Source organism: Poseidonocella sp. HB161398, assembly GCF_005870025.1.
In the GTDB taxonomy this organism is placed as follows: domain Bacteria; phylum Pseudomonadota; class Alphaproteobacteria; order Rhodobacterales; family Rhodobacteraceae; genus Mangrovicoccus.
This window is the reverse complement of record NZ_VATA01000209.1, coordinates 1-1,619: the sequence shown is the minus strand read 5'-3', so window position 1 is coordinate 1,619 and position 1,619 is coordinate 1. Positions and strand designations below refer to the sequence as shown.

Below are 1,619 nucleotides of genomic sequence, written 5' to 3'. Positions count from 1 at the left end.
GTGGCCTGGGAAACCGTGCAGGCCTTCCGGACTCAGCCCTGATCCCCGACACGGAAACGGCCCGGGGCGTGTTCGCGTCCCGGCCCCATTTTCAGCAACCGCGCCGGGTCGACCCGGTTCGCCGGCGCCGCGCCCGCTTGCAGATGGCCGATATCGGCCACGATCTGCTCGAGGATGCGGGCAGGCTCGGCCAGGGTCGGCATGTGCGGTAGGACCTGCACCCGGGGTTCGTCCCGAAGGGAAGCCTCGGGCGGCGGGGGCTCGGCCTCGGGGACATCCAGAACCGGGCCCGGCGGATTCCCCCCCGATCAGCGCCAGCAGGTCGGAAGGCACCAGCTGCGCGCCCCGCGGCACCAGGACTGGCAGCAGCAGCGACAGCCGCGCATGATCCCGCAGGCCACGCGCCTCGGGCGTCAGCGTCAGCAGGCAGATCAGCACAGGCTGACCTCGCAGCCGAACCTCGGTAACAGGGCCGCCCCAGTCAAGCGAAGTTGCGCATACGGTGCGGACCGCCGGAGGGACGGAGCTGATCATTGGGTCATTCTGAGCTCTCCCACCCGTGCCGCGTTCCTCACGCGAGATCACCCCGGGTGCATGCTTCGGTCCGTGGTCAGCGCGTACACTGCCAACATGATGCTGGCTCGATGCAGTTTCCAAAGTGCCCATCTCGCAGACGTGCTCGACCAAGGTCGGTGACGATTCGGCTGACGGCATCATCGGCTTCGCGTCCCTGGGGGGACCTCGAAGACCTGCGGTCAGGCAGATCTTCGAGTGCTTCTATCCGTCACCATTATCGGGCTTGCGGGACGATCGGTGCCTCTGTGCGGACGGCGGTGCCATCGACCCACATGCGATGCAGGACTACCCCGATGCGCCGCGCCAGAGCTACCATGGCGGGCTTTCGGCCGCGGCGGCGCGCGACCTGGGCGGCCCAATTTCTCAGCCATGTCGAACGCGCGCGGTACATCATCACGGTAGCGGCCTGGCAAAGCGCGCCGCGCAGGTTGACGTCACCGGCCTTTGTGATGGCGCCTGAAACATCACGTTCGCCCGACCGGTTCCGAGAGGGTGTCAGGCCGACCCTGGGCCCGACGCTCTTCGACGAAGTGAAGCGCGCTTGATCATCGACAGCCGACCGGAAAGTCAGCGCTACGACCGCACGTTCCCGGGCATAGACATCATCCGACGGCATACCGGATCGTCCTGGGCGCGCCGGCGGACGGTCCGCTCCCATGCCGCCAGTTCCCGACGCAGAGACGTCCGGGCCCGCAGCACAGGTTCGGTCGCGGCTTCGAGCCTGTGATAGCCGACCACCAGTTCGCGGATGCGATGCTCGAACCGGCCGCGAGAGATTGGTCCAACCTTCAGCCCGAAGTTCCCCAGCAGCCCCCGCAGGGACATTTCCAGCGCGATACTGCCCTGCTGGATCACTTTCCGTGCGCCGAGCAACGTACGAACCTCCCGAGCCGAAACGGATTTGCCGTGAACCGGCCGGAACCAGCCGAGATGCAGCAGGCGCGCGATCCCCTCGGCATCACGCCGGCCGGTCTTGATCGGCAGCGCCTTCAATGCTCCCTTGACCTGCCGGGGTTCCATCGGGACGACGTCCAGCCCCGCCC

At 67.4% G+C, this 1,619-nt stretch carries 2 protein-coding genes and 1 pseudogene; 1 reads left to right on the top strand and 2 read right to left on the bottom strand.

The window, feature by feature from the left end; genetic code table 11:
- On the top strand, positions 1 to 212 hold a 212-nt coding region (locus tag FGX59_RS38465), incomplete at its 5' end, for a hypothetical protein (RefSeq protein WP_206078565.1).
- A 578-nt stretch (positions 213 to 790) separates the two neighbouring features.
- On the opposite strand, the gene FGX59_RS40025 is transcribed toward FGX59_RS38465, so the two are convergent.
- Both FGX59_RS40025 and FGX59_RS40020 read right to left on the bottom strand, forming a co-directional pair.
- Positions 791 to 1,192 carry a transposase gene (locus FGX59_RS40025; RefSeq protein WP_370296519.1) on the bottom strand — a complete coding sequence of 134 codons (402 nt, stop codon included), beginning with the start codon at positions 1,190 to 1,192 and terminating at the stop codon, positions 791 to 793.
- Positions 1,150 to 1,619 (bottom strand): annotated as a pseudogene (locus FGX59_RS40020) (IS110 family transposase); the annotation flags it as partial. The pseudogene FGX59_RS40020 and the gene FGX59_RS40025, both read right to left, overlap by 43 nt.